The organism is Burkholderia sp. 9120 (assembly GCF_000745015.1).
Taxonomy (GTDB): domain Bacteria; phylum Pseudomonadota; class Gammaproteobacteria; order Burkholderiales; family Burkholderiaceae; genus Paraburkholderia.
This window is the reverse complement of the sequence record NZ_JQNA01000001.1, coordinates 1213576-1230503: the sequence shown is the minus strand read 5'-3', so window position 1 is coordinate 1230503 and position 16928 is coordinate 1213576. Positions and strand designations below refer to the sequence as shown.

The window sequence follows — 16928 nt, the reverse complement described above, 5'->3', positions numbered from 1 at the left end:
TGACCGGCGCAAAAGTGGGGCATCGGGACGCGCTCTGCAATCACCCTCTAATAGGTATACGTGCCTGAGTCGGGAGCGGATTCGCGGCATGTTAGAATCGCGTGATGCGTTGCGCCTGCAATGCTTACGCCAAGGCGTCGTTTACTCGTCGCGTTGGCACGTAAAAGATACGGATAATGGATCAATTCGCCAAAGAGACTCTGCCAATCTCCCTAGAGGAGGAAATGCGCCGTTCGTATCTCGATTACGCGATGAGCGTGATCGTGGGGCGTGCGCTTCCTGATGTTCGCGATGGCCTGAAGCCGGTGCACCGGCGCGTGCTGTACGCGATGCACGAACTGAACAACGACTGGAACCGGGCTTACAAGAAGTCGGCGCGTATTGTCGGCGACGTCATCGGTAAGTACCACCCGCACGGCGACACGGCTGTTTACGACACCATCGTCCGGATGGCGCAGAACTTCTCGCTGCGCTACATGCTGGTGGACGGCCAGGGCAACTTCGGTTCCGTGGACGGCGACAACGCCGCCGCGATGCGATACACCGAAATCCGCATGGCGAAGATCGGCCACGAACTGCTGGCCGACATCGACAAGGAAACGGTCGACTTCACGCCGAACTACGACGGCAGTGAAAACGAGCCGGCCATTCTGCCCGCGCGCATTCCCAATCTGCTGATCAATGGCTCGTCCGGTATCGCGGTCGGCATGGCGACCAACATTCCGCCGCACAACCTCAACGAGGTCGTCGACGCTTGCCAGCATCTGCTTAAAAACCCGGAAGCCACGATCGACGAACTGATCGAGATCATTCCGGCGCCCGATTTCCCGACCGCCGGCATCATCTACGGCGTCGCCGGCGTGCGCGACGGCTATCGCACCGGCCGCGGCCGCGTGCTGATGCGCGCGCTCACGCACTTCGAGGAAATCGATCGCGGTCAGCGCATGTCGATCATCGTCGACGAACTGCCGTACCAGGTGAACAAGCGCTCACTTCTGGAACGCATTGCCGAGCTGGTCAACGAGAAGAAGCTCGAAGGCATTTCCGATATCCGCGACGAGTCCGACAAGAGCGGCATGCGTGTCGTGATCGAGCTCAAGCGCGGTGAAGTGCCGGAAGTCGTGCTCAACAATCTGTACAAGGCGACCCAGCTTCAGGACACCTTCGGCATGAATATGGTCGCGCTGGTCGACGGCCAGCCGAAGTTGCTGAACCTGAAGGAAATGCTGTCGTGCTTCCTGTCGCATCGCCGGGAAGTGCTGACGCGGCGCACCGTATACGAGCTGCGCAAGGCGCGCGAACGCGGTCACGTGCTCGAAGGTCTGGCGGTTGCGCTCGCCAACATCGACGAGTTCATCGCGCTCATCAAGGGTGCGCCGACTCCGCCGATCGCGAAACAGGAATTGATGGCGCGTCCGTGGGATTCGTCGCTGGTGCGCGAAATGTTGTCGCGTGCCGAGTCGGAAAACGCGTCGGCCGGTGGTCGTGAGGCCTACCGTCCTGACGGGTTGAATCCGGCGTTCGGTATGCAGTCCGACGGCCTCTACCGTCTGTCCGACACCCAGGCTCAGGAAATTCTGCAGATGCGTCTGCAACGCCTGACGGGTCTCGAGCAGGACAAGATCATCGGCGAGTACCGCGAAGTGATGGCGCAAATCGCCGACCTGCTGGACATTCTGGCTCGCCCGGAACGCATTGCGGCGATCATCGTCGACGAACTGACGTCGATCAAAGCCGAATTCGGCGACGCGCGCCGCTCGAAGATCGAGATGAACGCGACCGAGCTGAACACGGAAGACCTGATCACGCCGCAGGAAATGGTCGTGACCATGTCGCATGCCGGCTATGTGAAGTCGCAGCCGCTGTCCGAATACAGTGCGCAGAAGCGTGGTGGCCGCGGCAAGCAGGCCACGGCCATGAAAGAAGACGACTGGATCGACACGCTGTTCATTGCGAACACGCACGACCACATTCTGTGCTTCTCGAATCGCGGTCGCGTGTACAGCGTGAAGGTCTACGAAGTGCCGCAAGGTTCGCGGAACTCGCGCGGCCGTCCGATCGTGAATATCTTCCCGTTGCAGGAAGGCGAAAAGATTACGGTTGTCTTGCCGGTCAAGGAATTCTCGGTCGACAAATTCGTGTTCATGGGCACCGCGTTAGGAACGGTAAAAAAGACGCCGCTGGAAGCCTTTGGCCGCGTGCTGCGCAAAGGTATTATTGCGGTCGGTCTGGATGACGGCGATTACCTGATTGGCGCCGCGATTACAGACGGCCAGCACGACGTCATGCTGTTCTCGGATTCGGGCAAAGCGGTTCGCTTCGACGAGAACGACGTGCGTCCGATGGGCCGTGAGGCGCGCGGCGTGCGCGGCATGCAGCTCGAAGACGGCCAGAACGTGATTGCGTTGCTGGTGGCCGGCGACGAGCGGCAGTCGGTGCTCACCGCTACGGAAAACGGTTTTGGCAAGCGTACGCCGATCATCGAGTACACCCGTCACGGGCGCGGCACGAAGGGCATGATCGCGATTCAGACGTCGGAGCGCAACGGCCGGGTCGTCGCCGCAACGCTGGTCGATCAGGAAGCGCAGATCATGCTGATCACCAATACGGGCGTGCTGATTCGCACGCGCGTGTCGGAAATCCGCGAAATGGGCCGTGCAACCCAAGGTGTTACACTCATCAGCCTTGACGAAGGGACCAAGCTTTCAGGTCTGCAACAGGTTGCGGAAGCTGAGGGTGATGTGGAAGGCGACACCGAAGGTCCGGCCGAAGGTGAAAACGGCAGCGACGAAGGTGGGGCAGCCTGATCCGCGTTGGCGGCTTTCAGTCTCAGTGATTGGTTGAAAGCTGCGCAGGGAATAATGGCGTATCGGGCCGATACGTATCCCGCGCAGCGCGCAGTTCAAATTAATTTCTCTTAGGGAGTAATGATGCAAAAACGATTCAAACAACTGATGTTGCTGGCTGCCCTCGTGCCGACCTTTGCTATGGCTCAAGCGCTTCAGAGCCCGGCTCCGGCGGCTCCGGCTGCTGCCGCAGCACCGGTTGATCCGGCCAAGCAGGCTGCTATCAAAGATCTGCTGGACGCAATCGACGCACAGAAGCTCGTCGGCGCGATCGGCAACAGCGCACAGATGCAAGCCAAGCAGCTGGTTCCGGCCATCCTGTCGGACGCCCTGAGCGAAAACAAGACGATGACGGACAAGCAGAAGCAGGCTTCCGTCCCGACGCTGCAAAAGAATGCAGTGCCGAAGCTGGTTGACGGCGCAGGTCAGGTGTTCGCAACGGACTCGTTCCGTTCGGACGCAATGCAAGCTCAGTACGACGCTTACGCGAAGTACTACAGCACGTCGGAAATCAAGGATCTGACCGCGTTCTACAAAAGCCCAACCGGCCGCAAGTTCATCCAGGTACAAGACCAGGTTGGCCGCGACGTCGTGAATGGCTTGATGCAAAAGTACATGCCGCAATCGATAAAGGCAACGCGTGACCAGGCAGACAAGGAAGTCGCTTCGGTCAAGCCGGCCAAGTAAATCCCAGGTCGAAAGGCTGCGCTGAAATCGCGCTAGCCGCTTTCTCGGGCGCGTTTCGTAGGCTCTACGGCGCGCCGGGTTTGGCGGCTTGACGGTGACAATGCGATAATGGCCGTTTGCGCACACGCGCAAACGGCCATTATCTTTTTCAGCGCGAAACGGCGGGCAATTCGCTCGGTCGGTTTGCGTTGTCGAACCGATGCGATCGGCACCGCGCGGCCCGCTTCACAGTGGTTGCCTTCACGGCGGCCAATTTCGCCGAATATGCGCGATCCTTCTTTTTCGCGCCTGCTTCCAGGATTTCACGATGCGCGTCTTTAATTTCTCCGCCGGCCCCGCGGCCATGCCCGAAGAAGTGCTGCGTCAGGCAGCCGACGAGATGCTCGATTGGCAAGGCAGCGGCATGAGCGTGATGGAAATGAGCCATCGCGGCAAAGAATTCATGTCGATCCACGAGCAAGCGCTCGTCGATCTGCGCGACCTGCTTGAAGTGCCGGCAAGCCATCGCATTCTGTTTCTGCAGGGCGGCGGTCTCGGCGAGAACGCGATTGTCCCGATGAACCTGCTTGCCGCGAAACCGCGCGCGGATTTCATCGTGACCGGTTCGTGGTCGCAGAAGTCGTTCAAGGAAGCGCAAAAATACGGCACCGTACATCTCGCCGCGAGCGGTCAGACGGCGGACGGTTTCACGCGTTCGCCCGCGCGCTCGGAATGGCAGTTGTCGGACGATCCGGCCTACGTGCATCTGTGCACGAACGAGACGATTCACGGCGTCGAAACGTTCGAGATTCCGGACCTCGGCGATATTCCGCTGGTGGCCGACGCGTCGTCGCATATTCTGTCGCGCCCCATGGACATCGCCAAATACGGCGTGCTGTTCGGCGGCGCGCAGAAGAATATCGGCATGGCGGGCGTAACGGTGGTGATCGTGCGTGAAGATATGCTGGATCGCGCGCTGTCGATCTGTCCGTCGGCATTCGAATGGAAAACCGTCGCCGAAAACAATTCGATGTACAACACGCCGCCTACTTACGCGATCTATATCGCCGGGCTGGTGTTCAAGTGGTTGAAGAAGCAGGGCGGCCTCGTTGAAATGGAAGCGCGCAACCTCGAAAAGTCGAAGCTGTTATACGACACGATCGACGCCAGCAGCTTCTATCTGAACAAGGTCGAACGTGGCTCGCGCTCGCGGATGAACATACCGTTCTTCCTCGCCGACGAGTCGCGCAACGATGATTTCCTGGCCGGTGCGAAAGCCCGGGGAATGGTGCAGCTAAAGGGCCACAAGTCCGTCGGCGGCATGCGGGCGTCGATTTATAACGCCGTCCCGCTCGAAGGCGTCAAAGCGCTTGTCGAATACATGAAGGAATTCGAACAGCGCAGCGCCTGAGCAAGCAGCATCGAGCCGCAGGCGCGCGCATCCTTTCCAGCAGTTACCCGGCAGGGCCGTATTCACGCATGGACGACGAACTCAATACCCGACTCAAACCCCTTCGCGAACGCATCGACGCGCTCGACGCGCAGTTGATCGCGCTTCTCAATCAGCGCGCCGCGGTGGCGCTCGAAGTGGGTGAGGTCAAGAAGCATTTCAACGCGCCGGTGTTCCGGCCCGAGCGCGAACAGCAGGTGATCGCGCGTCTGCAGGGCATGAGCGACGGGCCGCTCGCGAGCGAGCACATCAGCGCGATCTGGCGCGAGATCATGGCCGCGAGCCGTGCGCTCGAAAAGACCATCAAGGCCGCGTATCTTGGGCCGGTTGGTACGTATAGCGAGCAGGCCATGCACGAGTACTTCGGTCAGTCGATCGAAGGTCTGCCGTGCCCGTCGATCGACGAAGTGTTTCGCTCGGTCGAAGCCGGCGCCGCGGAATTCGGCGTCGTGCCGGTCGAGAATTCGACCGAAGGCGCGGTCTCGCGCACGCTCGATCTGCTGCTGCAAACGCAACTCACGATCGGCGGTGAACTGGCTTTGCCGATTCATCACAATCTGCTGTCGCTGAACGGCGGTTTGGCCAGCGTCACGCGCGTCTGCGCGCATGCGCAGGCGCTTGCACAGTGCCAGCGCTGGCTATCGACGAACGCGCCGCATCTGGAGCGTCAGGCGGTGTCGAGCAACGCTGAAGCGGCGCGCATGGCGGCGGCCGATCCGACCATCGCGGCGATCGCCGGCGATCGCGCGGCGACCCACTACGGTTTGCAAGTCGCCTACGCGTTGATCCAGGACGATCCGCACAACCGCACGCGCTTCGTGATGATCGGCAAGCAGCCGGGCGGTCCGAGCGGGTACGACCAGACGTCGCTGATCGTGTCGGTGGTGAACGAGCCCGGCGCAATGGTCAAGCTGCTGGAGCCGCTGGCGCGCCATAGCGTGTCCATGACCCGTTTCGAATCGCGCCCGGCGCGCGTCGGCACGTGGGAGTACTACTTCTACATCGACGTCGAAGGTCATCGCGACGATCCGGGCGTGGCCGCCGCGCTCGCCGAACTCGGCGAGAAGGCCGCGTTTCTGAAGATTCTGGGCTCGTATCCGCGCGCCCGTTAATGGCGCACAGACTGACACACAGACACAGGCAGCGCCCAACGGCATGCGCGGCGCGCCGGTCGCAGACTCATTGGCTAATAATCGTTCGGAGATTTTCATGACAGCGTCTTTCGGTCCTTCCTATGTGCGCGCGATTGCCCCTTACGTCGCTGGTAAGCCGATTTCGGAAGTGGCCCGCGAGTTTGGTCTGGACGAAGCGAGCATCGTGAAGCTGGCGTCGAATGAAAACCCGCTGGGCATGCCGGAATCGGCGCAACGTGCCATGGCAAAAGCCGCCAGCGAACTGGGTCGCTATCCGGACGCGAACGCGTTCGAACTGAAGAGCGCGCTGAGCGAGCGTTACGGCGTGCCGGCCGAGTGGATCACGCTCGGCAACGGCAGCAACGACATTCTCGAAATCGCTGCGCACGCGTTCGTGGAGAAGGGCCAGTCGATCATCTACGCGCAGTATTCGTTCGCGGTGTACGCCCTGGCCACGCAAGGCCTGGGCGCACGCGCGATCGTCGTGCCGGCCGTCCAGTACGGTCACGACCTCGACGCGATGCTCGCCGCGATCACCGACGACACGCGCCTGATCTTCGTCGCCAATCCGAACAACCCGACCGGCACGTTTATCGAAGGTCCGAAGATCGAGGCGTTTCTCGACAAGGTGCCGCGCAACGTGGCCGTCGTGCTCGACGAGGCGTACACCGAATATCTGCCGCAAGAAAAGCGCTACGACTCGATCGCCTGGGTGCGTCGTTATCCGAATCTGCTGGTGTCGCGCACGTTTTCGAAAGCGTTCGGCCTGGCCGGTCTGCGCGTAGGCTTCGCGATCGCGCAACCGGAATTGACCGATCTGCTGAACCGTCTGCGTCAGCCGTTCAACGTGAATACGCTCGCGCAAGCGGCGGCGATCGCGGCGCTGAACGACACGGCGTTTCTGGAAAAGAGCGCCGCGCTGAACGCGCAAGGCTATCGCCGTTTGACCGAAGCGTTCGAGAAGCTCGGTCTCGAGTACGTGCCGTCGGACGGTAACTTCGTGCTGGTGCGTGTGGGCAATGACGACTCGGCCGGCAACCGCGTCAACCTGGCCTTGCTGAAGCAGGGCGTGATCGTGCGTCCGGTTGGCAACTACGGTTTGCCGCAATGGCTGCGTATCACGATCGGCCTGCCGGAAGAAAATGAAGCATTCATCGCGGCGCTCGAAAAAACGCTCGCCGCCGCCTGAACGGTAACCTGAGCGGCAATCCTTGATCCGCGCGCCGCATCGCATGAGAGGCGCGCTTTTACTATGACCGACGTGGCTGCGTTTTCCTTTAACAAGTTGGTGATTTTTGGTGTCGGCCTGATCGGCGGATCGCTGGCGCGCGCGCTGCGCGAACGCGGCGAGACGACGGGCGCGCGCAAGGTGATTGGCGTCGGGCGCTCGTCCGCGTCGAGCGCGCGGGCGCTGGAATTGGGTGTGATCGATAGCGCCGTGGCGTTGAACGACGACAGCGCGCTAAGCGAGGCATTGTCCGGCGCGGACTTCGTGCTGCTGGCGGCGCCCGTCGCGCAAACGCAGCCGTTGCTCGAACGCATTGCGCCGTTTCTCGATGCAGAGACGATCGTCACCGACGCCGGCAGCACCAAGTCCGACGTGGTCGCGGCCGCCCGCGCGGCGCTTGGCGCGCAGATCGGCCAGTTCGTGCCGGGGCATCCGATTGCCGGCCGCGAAGCGAGCGGCCCGGATGCCGCGTTGCCCGACCTGTACGTGAACCGCAATGTCGTGCTGTGCCCGTTGCCGGAGAATGCGGCGGAGGCGGTCGAGCGCGTCGCCGCGATGTGGCGTGCCACCGGCGCCTGCGTGCGCGATATGTCGCCGGAGCAGCATGATCGTGTGCTGGCGTCGGTCAGTCATTTGCCGCATGTGTTGTCGTTCGCGCTGGTCGAGCAGATTCTCAATTCGCCGGACGCCGCGTTGAAGTTTTCGTTCGCGGCGGGCGGCTTTCGCGACTTCACGCGCATCGCGGCGTCGAGCCCGGAAATGTGGCGCGACGTGTGTGTCGCCAATCGCACCGCGCTGCTTGAAGAACTCGACAGCTACACGGCCGTGCTCGCGCGCTTGCGCGCAGCGATCGAGGCTGGCGACGGCGCGACGCTCGAAGCTGTGTTCGCACGCTCACGCGTGGCGCGCAGCGAGTGGCAGGAACAGCGCTCGGCCGGCGTCGCGCATAGCGACGCGTCGAAATAACCGGAACTGGACTCAATCATGGAATTCCTCGACCTCGGACCTTTTTCCCGTGCGTCCGGCACGATTCGTCTGCCTGGCTCGAAGAGCATTTCGAATCGGGTGTTGCTGCTGGCGGCGCTTGCCGAAGGCGAAACGACGATCACCAATCTGCTCGACTCCGACGACACCCGCGTGATGCTCGACGCGCTCGAAAAGCTCGGCGTGCGTCTGAAGCGCGACGGCGACACCTGCGTCGTTACCGGCACGCGTGGAGCGTTTACGGCGCGCACGGCGGATCTGTTTCTCGGTAATGCGGGTACGGCGGTGCGTCCGCTGACCGCGGCGCTGGCGGTGAACGGCGGCGACTATCGCATTCACGGTGTGCCGCGTATGCATGAGCGGCCGATCGGCGATCTGGTCGACGGCTTGCGCCAGATCGGCGCGCGGGTGGATTACGAAGAGAACGAAGGCTATCCGCCGCTGCGCATTCGCCCGGCGCAGATTTCCGCCGAGGCGCCGATCCGCGTGCGCGGCGACGTGTCGAGCCAGTTCCTCACTTCGCTGCTGATGACGCTGCCGCTGCTGCGCACCGAAAGCGGCGTCAGCACTGTGCAGGTGGACGGCGAACTGATCTCGAAACCGTACATCGAGATCACGATCAAGCTGATGGAGCGCTTCGGCATCAAAGTCGAGCGTCAAGGCTGGCATCAGTTCGTCGTGCCGGCGGGGCAGCGGTATCAGTCGCCGGGCACGATCATGGTGGAAGGCGATGCGTCGTCGGCGTCGTATTTCCTCGCGGCCGGCGCGCTCGGCGGCGGCCCGCTGAAAGTGGAAGGCGTGGGTCGCGCGAGCATTCAGGGCGACATCGGCTTTGCCGACGCGCTGATCCGCATGGGCGCGAACCTGCAAATGGGCGACGACTGGATCGAAGTGCGCGGTGTCGGTCACGACAGCGGCAAGCTCGAGCCGATCGACATGGACTGCAATCTGATCCCCGACGCGGCCATGACGATCGCCGTCGCCGCGCTGTTCGCGGACGGCGCGACGACGCTGCGCAATATCGCCAGCTGGCGCGTGAAGGAAACCGACCGGCTCGCCGCGATGGCGACCGAATTGCGCAAGGTTGGCGCCAAGGTGCAGGAGGGCGAGGACTATCTCGTCATCGAGCCGCCTGAAAAACTGATTCCGAACGCCGCGATTGATACTTACGACGATCACCGCATGGCCATGTGCTTTTCGCTGGTGAGCCTCGGCGGCGTGCCGATCCGGATTAATGACCCGAAGTGCGTCGGCAAGACATTTCCCGATTATTTCGAGCGCTTTACCGCGCTTGCTCAACCCTGATTCGCCCCCGAATCGCCTGACGTGCGACTTTTTAGATGAAACCGACCCGTCCCTTTCACCAGACGCCCGTCATTACGATCGACGGCCCGAGCGCCTCCGGCAAAGGCACCGTGGCTGCGCTGGTTGCCGCGAGCCTTGGCTTTCACCTGCTGGATAGCGGCGCGCTGTACCGGCTTGCCGCGTTGGCGAGCTGCCGCTACAACGTCGCGGCCGATGACGCCGACGCGCTGGTCAAGCTGATCGACGAGCTGCACATCACGTTTCGCGAGGGCCTGGCACAGCTGGACAGCGTCGACGTATCCGCCGACATTCGTGCTGAGGAAGTCGGCAGCCGTGCTTCCGCGATCGCCGTGCACGCTCCCGTGCGAGCCGCGCTGGTGGCGCGTCAGCGGGCGTTTCGCAAGGAACCTGGGCTGGTGGCCGACGGCCGGGATATGGGCACGGTGATCTTCCAGGATGCCGTGCTGAAGGTGTTCATGACCGCCAGTGTCGAGGCCCGCGCGGCCCGCCGGCATAAGCAATTGATCCAAAAAGGTTTTTCTGCTAATATAGATGACTTGCTCCGGGATTTGCGTGAGCGCGACGAGCGTGACAGTCAGCGCGCGGCCGCGCCGCTCAAGCCCGCGGCGGATGCAAAGCTGCTTGATACCTCGGCATTGTCGATCGACCAGGCGGTTGAGCACGTGGTGCAGTGGTATGAAGCTTTAGTCCCGCACGCCTGACAGAAGTACGAGTTGTGTCGGCGGCGGGCGCAGTAGAAAGTCCGTTGTCAGTAGGTGCTTCACGATCGTTGTGAAGCTGTATTAACCCCTTAACCCCGCGTGGCATTCGCACTTTTTACCGATGCTGACCATCCGGCCAGCCGGGCACCGCGAGAACCATGCAAATTTTGATTTTTATGTCCGACCTGCAAACCTCTACCCCGAATACCGAATCTTTTGCGGCTCTGTTCGAAGAGTCGCTGACCAAGCAAGACATGCGCGCCGGCGAAGTGATCTCCGCCGAAGTCGTGCGTGTTGACCACAACTTCGTGGTCGTCAATGCTGGTCTCAAGTCCGAAGCCTACATCCCGCTCGAAGAGTTCCTGAACGACGCGGGCGAGGTAGAAGTGCAGGCGGGCGACTTCGTTTCCGTCGCGATCGACGCGCTGGAAAACGGCTACGGCGACACGATCCTGTCGCGCGACAAGGCGAAGCGTCTGGCTTCGTGGCTGTCGTTGGAAAAAGCGCTCGACAACAACGAACTCGTGACCGGCACGATCACGGGCAAGGTCAAGGGCGGCATGACCGTCATGGTCAACGGCATCCGCGCGTTCCTGCCGGGTTCGCTGGTCGACACGCGTCCGGTCAAGGACACGACCCCGTACGAAGGCAAGACGCTGGAATTCCGCGTCATCAAGCTGGACCGCAAGCGTAACAACGTGGTGCTGTCGCGCCGCGCTGTGATCGAAGCGACCCAAGGCGAAGAGCGCGCAAAGCTGCTCGAAACGCTGAAGGAAGGCGCGATTGTGGAAGGCGTGGTGAAGAACATCACGGACTACGGCGCATTCGTGGACCTCGGCGGTATCGACGGCCTGCTGCACATCACCGACATCGCATGGCGTCGTGTGCGTCACCCGAGCGAAGTGCTGTCGGTTGGCCAGGAAGTCACCGCGAAGATCCTCAAGTTCGATCAAGAGAAGAACCGCGTTTCGCTGGGCATCAAGCAACTGGGCGACGATCCGTGGGAAGGCATCTCGCGCCGTTACCCGTCGGGCACGCGCCTGTTCGGTAAGGTTACCAACATCACCGACTACGGCGCATTCGTCGAAGTGGAATCGGGCATCGAAGGCCTGGTTCACGTGTCGGAAATGGACTGGACGAACAAGAACGTTGCGCCGTCGAAGGTTGTGCAACTGGGCGACGAAGTCGAAGTCATGGTTCTCGAAATCGACGAAGACCGCCGCCGTATCAGCCTCGGCATGAAGCAATGCAAGCCGAACCCGTGGGACGATTTCAGCCGCAACTTCAAGAAGGGCGACAAGCTGCAAGGCGCAATCAAGTCGATCACCGACTTCGGCGTCTTCATCGGTCTGCCGGGCGGCATCGACGGTCTGGTTCATCTGTCGGACCTGTCGTGGAGCGAAACGGGCGAAGAAGCAGTTCGCAAGTACAAGAAGGGCGACGAAGTGGAAGCGATTGTTCTCGGCATCGACGTCGAGAAGGAACGTATTTCGCTGGGTATCAAGCAGCTCGAAGGCGACCCGTTCAGCAACTTCGTTGCAATGAACGACAAGGGCTCGACCGTCGACGGCGTGGTCAAGACGGTGGACGCGAAGGGTGCCGTGGTTCAGTTGTCGATGGAAGTCGAAGGCTACCTGCGTGCTTCGGAAATCGCCCAAGACCGCGTGGAAGATGCTCGCAACGTGCTGAAGGAAGGCGATAAGGTCAACGCGATGATCATCAACATCGATCGCAAGTCGCGTGGTATCAACCTGTCGATCAAGGCTAAGGATTCGGCTGAGCAACAGGAAGCGATCCGCGGCCTGGCTTCGTCGGATTCGAGCACGGCTGCTACCGGCACGACGAACCTCGGCGCGCTGCTGAAGGCCAAGCTCGACGGCCAGAACCAGTAAGCCTGAGAGGTCTGCTGCAGTATGACCAAATCGGAATTGGTCGCCCAGCTGGCCACGCGATTTCCGCAGCTTGTTCTTAAAGATGCGGATTTCGCGGTGAAGACGATGCTTGATGCGATGTCGGAGGCACTTGCCAACGGTCATCGCATCGAAATTCGTGGCTTCGGCAGCTTCGGCCTCAACCGTCGTCCCTCCCGCGTCGGGCGTAATCCGAAGTCGGGCGAGAAAGTGCTGGTACCTGAGAAGTACGTACCGCACTTCAAGCCAGGCAAGGAGTTGCGCGAACGGGTAGATCGTCGCGCGGGCGAGCCGCTGAAGGCCGAAGAGCCGGATGACGACCTGTAAATGTTCCGCTGCGTGGTTTGCAGCGTGGCATTGGTAACGTCAGCGGCCAAAGCCAGTCGGCAAAAGACCAGAAAAAGCGCCTTCGGGCGCTTTTTTTTCGCCTGTACTTTTTGCGCGAGCGCGATGACACCTTTCGCCGCCACGCCGCTTTCAGTCAGTTCCTGCCCAGCCGCGAGGGCTTCAATTACAATACGGGTCACTTCGGCGCGGGCAACACCGTGGCGCGACGCGTCATCAAGCCGGCGTCACCCCGCAACTGCCGTCAAGAGACCTTATTCATGAAATTTATCGTCTGGCTGATCCGTGTACTGGTGTTCGTGCTGCTGCTGGTGCTGGCGCTCTCCAATACGCAAACTGCTACGCTGAATTTCCTCGCGGGCTACGCATGGTCGGCGCCGTTGATCCTGATCGGCCTCGCGTTCTTCGTGGTGGGGCTGCTGGCCGGGCTGGTGTCGTCAATGCCGGCAATGGTGCGCCTGCGCATGGAAAACGGCCGGCTCAAGCGCGAGTTGCGCGTGGCGCGCGAAACCCCCGTAGTGGTCGAACAACCACCCATGCCGCCGCTGATCTGACATTTCCTCAGCCGCGCGTCGTCAGCGCGGCTTTCCGTTTCCGCTTTCCCGCTCATTTGCATCAATCGCATGGATCTAGACTTCTGGTGGCTGCTGGTCATACCCGTCGCATTCGCGTTCGGCTGGATGGCCGCGCGCTACGACCTCAAGACGCTGCTGTCCGAAAGCGCCAACCTGCCACGTTCGTATTTCCGCGGGCTGAATTTCCTGCTCAACGAGCAGCCGGACCAGGCGATCGACGCGTTCATCGAAGTGGTCAAGCTCGACCCGGAAACGATCGAACTGCACTTCGCGCTGGGCAATCTGTTCCGGCGCCGTGGTGAAACGGACCGCGCGATCCGCGTGCATCAGAACCTGCTGAGCCGGTCCGATCTACCCGTCACTGAGCGAGATCACGCTCTTTACGAACTGGGGCAGGACTTCCTGAAAGCCGGCCTGCTCGACCGTGCGGAGGAGACTTTCAGTTCGCTCGAAACCGGTGACTACGCGCTGGGCGCGCAACGCGCGCTGCTGACCATCTACGAAATCGAGAAGGACTGGGTCAAGTCGATCGACACCGCTCGTCATCTCGAAACGATGGGCGCGGAATCGCTCGACAAGGAAATCGCGCAGTTCCATTGCGAACTCGCGCAAGAAGCGCTGCAACAGAAAAACCCGGACGAAGCACGCCGTCAACTCGGCTACGCGCTGAAGGCGAACCCGACCAACGTGCGCGCCACGATCCTGTTCGGCGACGTCGACGCGGCCGGCGGCGCGCAGGAAGCGGCCATCGCGCAATGGCGGCGCGTGGAGGAGCAGAATGCGGCGTATCTGCCGCTCGTCGCGGAAAAGCTGATGAAAGCCTACGAGGCGCTCGGCCGCCCGCAGGACGGCGCGGATCTGCTGACCACCTGGGTCGACCGCTATCCGACCAACGACCTGCTCGACGTCGCCTATCAGCACGTCGCGTCGCTGCGCGGACCCGACGCGGCGCACGCGCTGGCGCGCTCGCAGATGCAGAAGTCGCCGAATCTGGCCGGCATGACGCGCCTGCTCGAAGCGCAGGAAGCCCTCGCGGAAGAGCCGCGGCGCAGCGAGCTGGAACTGATGCGCACGCTGATCCGCCAGCGCACCAAAAATCTGCCACGGTATACGTGCCAGAATTGCGGTTTCAGGGCGCGGCTCTTCTACTGGCAGTGCCCGGGTTGCAGCGGTTGGGAAACCTATGCGCCGCGTCGCGTCGAACCGATCACCGCGTCGAACTGACGCCATGGCGGCGCGTCGGCCATTAATCGGACCGCCGCGCGCCTACCGCATCACGCGCCAGGCGACAGCGCCCGCGCAGGCGGATATCGCAGCAACGTGTTCATGACCGGCTTCACCGCCGGGAATCATCACCGGAACCCTCTACCGGAAAGCGTATGAAAATCACCATTATCGGCACGGGCTATGTGGGCCTCGTCACCGGCGCGTGCCTCGCCGAAATCGGCCACGACGTGTTCTGTCTCGACGTCGATCCGCGCAAGATCGAGATCCTCAACAACGGCGGCGTGCCGATTCACGAGCCGGGTTTGCTGGAAATCATCAACCGCACGCGCGCGGCGCGCCGCATCACGTTTTCGACCGATATCGCAGCGAGCGTGGCGCACGGCGAGGTGCAGTTCATCGCCGTCGGCACGCCGCCCGACGAAGACGGCTCGGCCGATCTGCAATACGTGCTCGAAGCGGCCCGCAACATCGGCCGCACAATGAACGGCTTCAAGGTGATCGTCGACAAATCGACGGTGCCAGTCGGCACCGCGCAGCGCGTGCGCGCGGTGGTCGAAGAAGAGCTGGCCAAACGCGGGCTCGCCGATAGCGAGCAGCATCGCTTTTCAGTGGTGTCGAATCCCGAGTTCCTCAAGGAAGGCGCGGCGGTCGACGACTTCATGCGGCCCGATCGCATCGTGCTCGGCCACGACGAAGACGAATCCGGCATGCGCGCCCGCGAACTGATGAAGCGCCTGTATGCGCCGTTCAACCGCAATCACGAACGCACGCTGTACATGGACGTGCGCTCGGCCGAATTCACCAAATACGCGGCCAACGCCATGCTCGCCACGCGCATCTCGTTCATGAACGAGATGTCGAATCTGGCGGACCGTGTCGGCGCCGATATCGAAGCGGTGCGTCGCGGCATCGGTTCGGATCCGCGGATCGGCTATCACTTCCTGTATGCCGGTTGCGGCTACGGCGGCTCGTGCTTCCCGAAGGACGTGCAGGCGCTGATCCGCACGGCGAGCGAAAGCGGCCATCCGCTGCGCATTCTCGAAGCGGTCGAGGACGTGAACAACAACCAGAAAGACGTGCTGGTGAACAAGATCGCCGCGAAGCTCGGTAACGATCTGAGCGGCCGCACGTTCGCCGTCTGGGGCCTCGCGTTCAAACCGAATACCGACGACATGCGCGAAGCGCCCAGCCGTCGCGTGATCGCCGAACTGCTGGCGCGTGGCGCGCAGGTGCGCGCGTACGATCCGGTTGCGGTGGCCGAAGCGCGCCGTGTTTTCGCGCTCGATCTGCACGACGCGCCGGAGCAACTCGCGCGTCTGACCTTCACCGGCACGCAGGACGAAACGCTCACCGGCGCGGACGCGCTCGTGATCGTCACCGAATGGAAGGAATTCAAGAGCCCGGATTTCCTGCATCTGAAATCCGTGCTGAAGTCGCCGCTGATTTTCGACGGTCGCAATCTGTACGAACCGGACGCGATGACCGAGATCGGCATCGACTATCACTCGATTGGACGCCCTTATGCCCAACCCTCTGAACTTCCGGCCGATGTCTGAGACCTTGCCTGGAGCTACAGCGTCCACGCCGGCGCCGGCGCTCATCGTGGTGCCGCGTGAGCAACTCGCCGCCGCGCGCGTGCTGGTGGTCGGCGACGTGATGCTCGACCGCTACTGGTTCGGCGACGTGAACCGCATTTCGCCGGAAGCACCGGTGCCGGTCGTTCATGTGCAACGCCAGGAAGACCGTCTGGGCGGCGCGGCCAACGTCGCGCGCAATGCGGTTGCGCTCGGCGCGCAAGCCGGCCTGCTGTGCGTGGTCGGTCATGACGAACCCGGCGAGCGCATCGTGCAATTGCTCGGCGAAAGCGGCGTGACGCCGCATCTGGAACGCGATCCGGCCTTGCTCACCACGATCAAGCTGCGCGTGCTGTCGCGCCAGCAGCAGTTGCTGCGCGTCGACTTCGAAAACTCGCCGGCGCATGAAGTGCTGCTCGCAGGCCTCGCGCGCTTCGACGAGTTGCTGCCCTCGCACGACGTGATCCTGATGTCCGATTACGCGAAGGGTGGCCTGACCCACGTCACGCAGATGATCGCCAAGGCACACGCGGCCGGCAAGGCGGTGCTGGTCGATCCGAAGGGCGACGACTGGGAACGCTATCGCGGCGCCACGCTGATCACGCCGAATCGCGCCGAGTTGCGCGAAGTGGTCGGCCAGTGGAAATCCGAAGAAGACCTGATCGCGCGCGTGACGAAGTTGCGCGCCGATCTGCAGTTCAAGGCGCTGCTGCTGACGCGTTCGGAAGAGGGCATGACGCTCTTCTCCGACGACGGCATCCTGCACGCGTCGGCGGTTGCACGCGAAGTGTATGATGTCTCGGGCGCCGGCGACACCGTGATCGCGACGCTCGCCGCCATGCTGGGCGCGGGTCTCACGCTGGTCGACGCGGTTGGCCTCGCGAATCGCGCGGCCGGTATCGTGGTCGGCAAACTCGGCACGGCCACCGTCAACTACGACGAACTCTTTCATTGACCCAGGCC

The 16928-nt window shown here is 62.2% G+C and carries 14 protein-coding genes; all 14 read left to right on the top strand.

Annotated features, from left to right (window positions below; all coding sequences use genetic code 11):
- Positions 1-176 precede the first annotated feature (176 nt).
- The 14 genes from gyrA (at position 177) to rfaE1 (ending at position 16920) form a co-directional block, all read left to right on the top strand.
- On the top strand, positions 177-2807 hold the full coding sequence (gene gyrA / locus FA94_RS05450) for a DNA gyrase subunit A (protein WP_081935692.1): 2631 nt from the start codon (positions 177-179) through the stop codon (positions 2805-2807).
- A 123-nt stretch (positions 2808-2930) separates the two neighbouring features.
- Positions 2931-3533: a DUF2059 domain-containing protein gene (locus tag FA94_RS05445; protein ID WP_035547578.1), complete on the top strand. Its 603-nt coding sequence runs from the start codon at positions 2931-2933 to the stop codon at positions 3531-3533.
- 307 nt (positions 3534-3840) lie between these two features.
- Positions 3841-4923: a 3-phosphoserine/phosphohydroxythreonine transaminase gene (serC, locus tag FA94_RS05440; RefSeq protein WP_035547575.1), complete on the top strand. Its 1083-nt coding sequence runs from the start codon at positions 3841-3843 to the stop codon at positions 4921-4923.
- A 68-nt stretch (positions 4924-4991) separates the two neighbouring features.
- Positions 4992-6074, top strand: a complete 1083-nt coding sequence (pheA, locus tag FA94_RS05435) for a prephenate dehydratase (protein ID WP_035547571.1) — start codon at positions 4992-4994, stop codon at positions 6072-6074.
- Between the two features lie 97 nt (positions 6075-6171).
- Positions 6172-7284 carry a histidinol-phosphate transaminase gene (hisC, locus tag FA94_RS05430; protein WP_035549366.1) on the top strand — a complete coding sequence of 371 codons (1113 nt, stop codon included), beginning with the start codon at positions 6172-6174 and terminating at the stop codon, positions 7282-7284.
- 63 nt (positions 7285-7347) lie between these two features.
- The gene (locus tag FA94_RS39360) at positions 7348-8289 is read left to right on the top strand and encodes a prephenate dehydrogenase (protein WP_035547569.1); all 942 of its coding nucleotides are present in this window, start codon (positions 7348-7350) and stop codon (positions 8287-8289) included.
- A gap of 18 nt (positions 8290-8307) precedes the next feature.
- A complete protein-coding gene (gene aroA / locus FA94_RS39355; RefSeq protein WP_035547566.1) occupies positions 8308-9612 on the top strand; it encodes a 3-phosphoshikimate 1-carboxyvinyltransferase in 1305 nt (434 codons plus the stop codon).
- 35 nt (positions 9613-9647) lie between these two features.
- A complete protein-coding gene (gene cmk, locus FA94_RS05415) occupies positions 9648-10334 on the top strand; it encodes a (d)CMP kinase (RefSeq protein ID WP_035547563.1) in 687 nt (228 codons plus the stop codon).
- A 158-nt stretch (positions 10335-10492) separates the two neighbouring features.
- On the top strand, positions 10493-12226 hold the full coding sequence (gene rpsA, locus FA94_RS05410; protein ID WP_035547560.1) for a 30S ribosomal protein S1: 1734 nt from the start codon (positions 10493-10495) through the stop codon (positions 12224-12226).
- A gap of 21 nt (positions 12227-12247) precedes the next feature.
- A complete protein-coding gene (locus FA94_RS05405) occupies positions 12248-12571 on the top strand; it encodes an integration host factor subunit beta (protein ID WP_007180889.1) in 324 nt (107 codons plus the stop codon).
- A 278-nt stretch (positions 12572-12849) separates the two neighbouring features.
- Positions 12850-13143: a LapA family protein gene (locus FA94_RS05400; RefSeq protein WP_035549363.1), complete on the top strand. Its 294-nt coding sequence runs from the start codon at positions 12850-12852 to the stop codon at positions 13141-13143.
- Between the two features lie 69 nt (positions 13144-13212).
- Positions 13213-14388: a lipopolysaccharide assembly protein LapB gene (lapB, locus tag FA94_RS05395; protein ID WP_035547557.1), complete on the top strand. Its 1176-nt coding sequence runs from the start codon at positions 13213-13215 to the stop codon at positions 14386-14388.
- Between the two features lie 155 nt (positions 14389-14543).
- Positions 14544-15947, top strand: coding sequence for a UDP-glucose dehydrogenase family protein (locus FA94_RS05390; protein WP_035547555.1), 1404 nt, complete (start codon positions 14544-14546; stop codon positions 15945-15947).
- Entirely contained in the window at positions 15913-16920 is a 1008-nt protein-coding gene (gene rfaE1 / locus FA94_RS05385) for a D-glycero-beta-D-manno-heptose-7-phosphate kinase (RefSeq protein WP_081935690.1), read from the top strand. The genes FA94_RS05390 and rfaE1 overlap by 35 nt, the downstream gene beginning before the upstream one ends.
- The last annotated feature ends 8 nt before the right edge of the window (positions 16921-16928 follow it).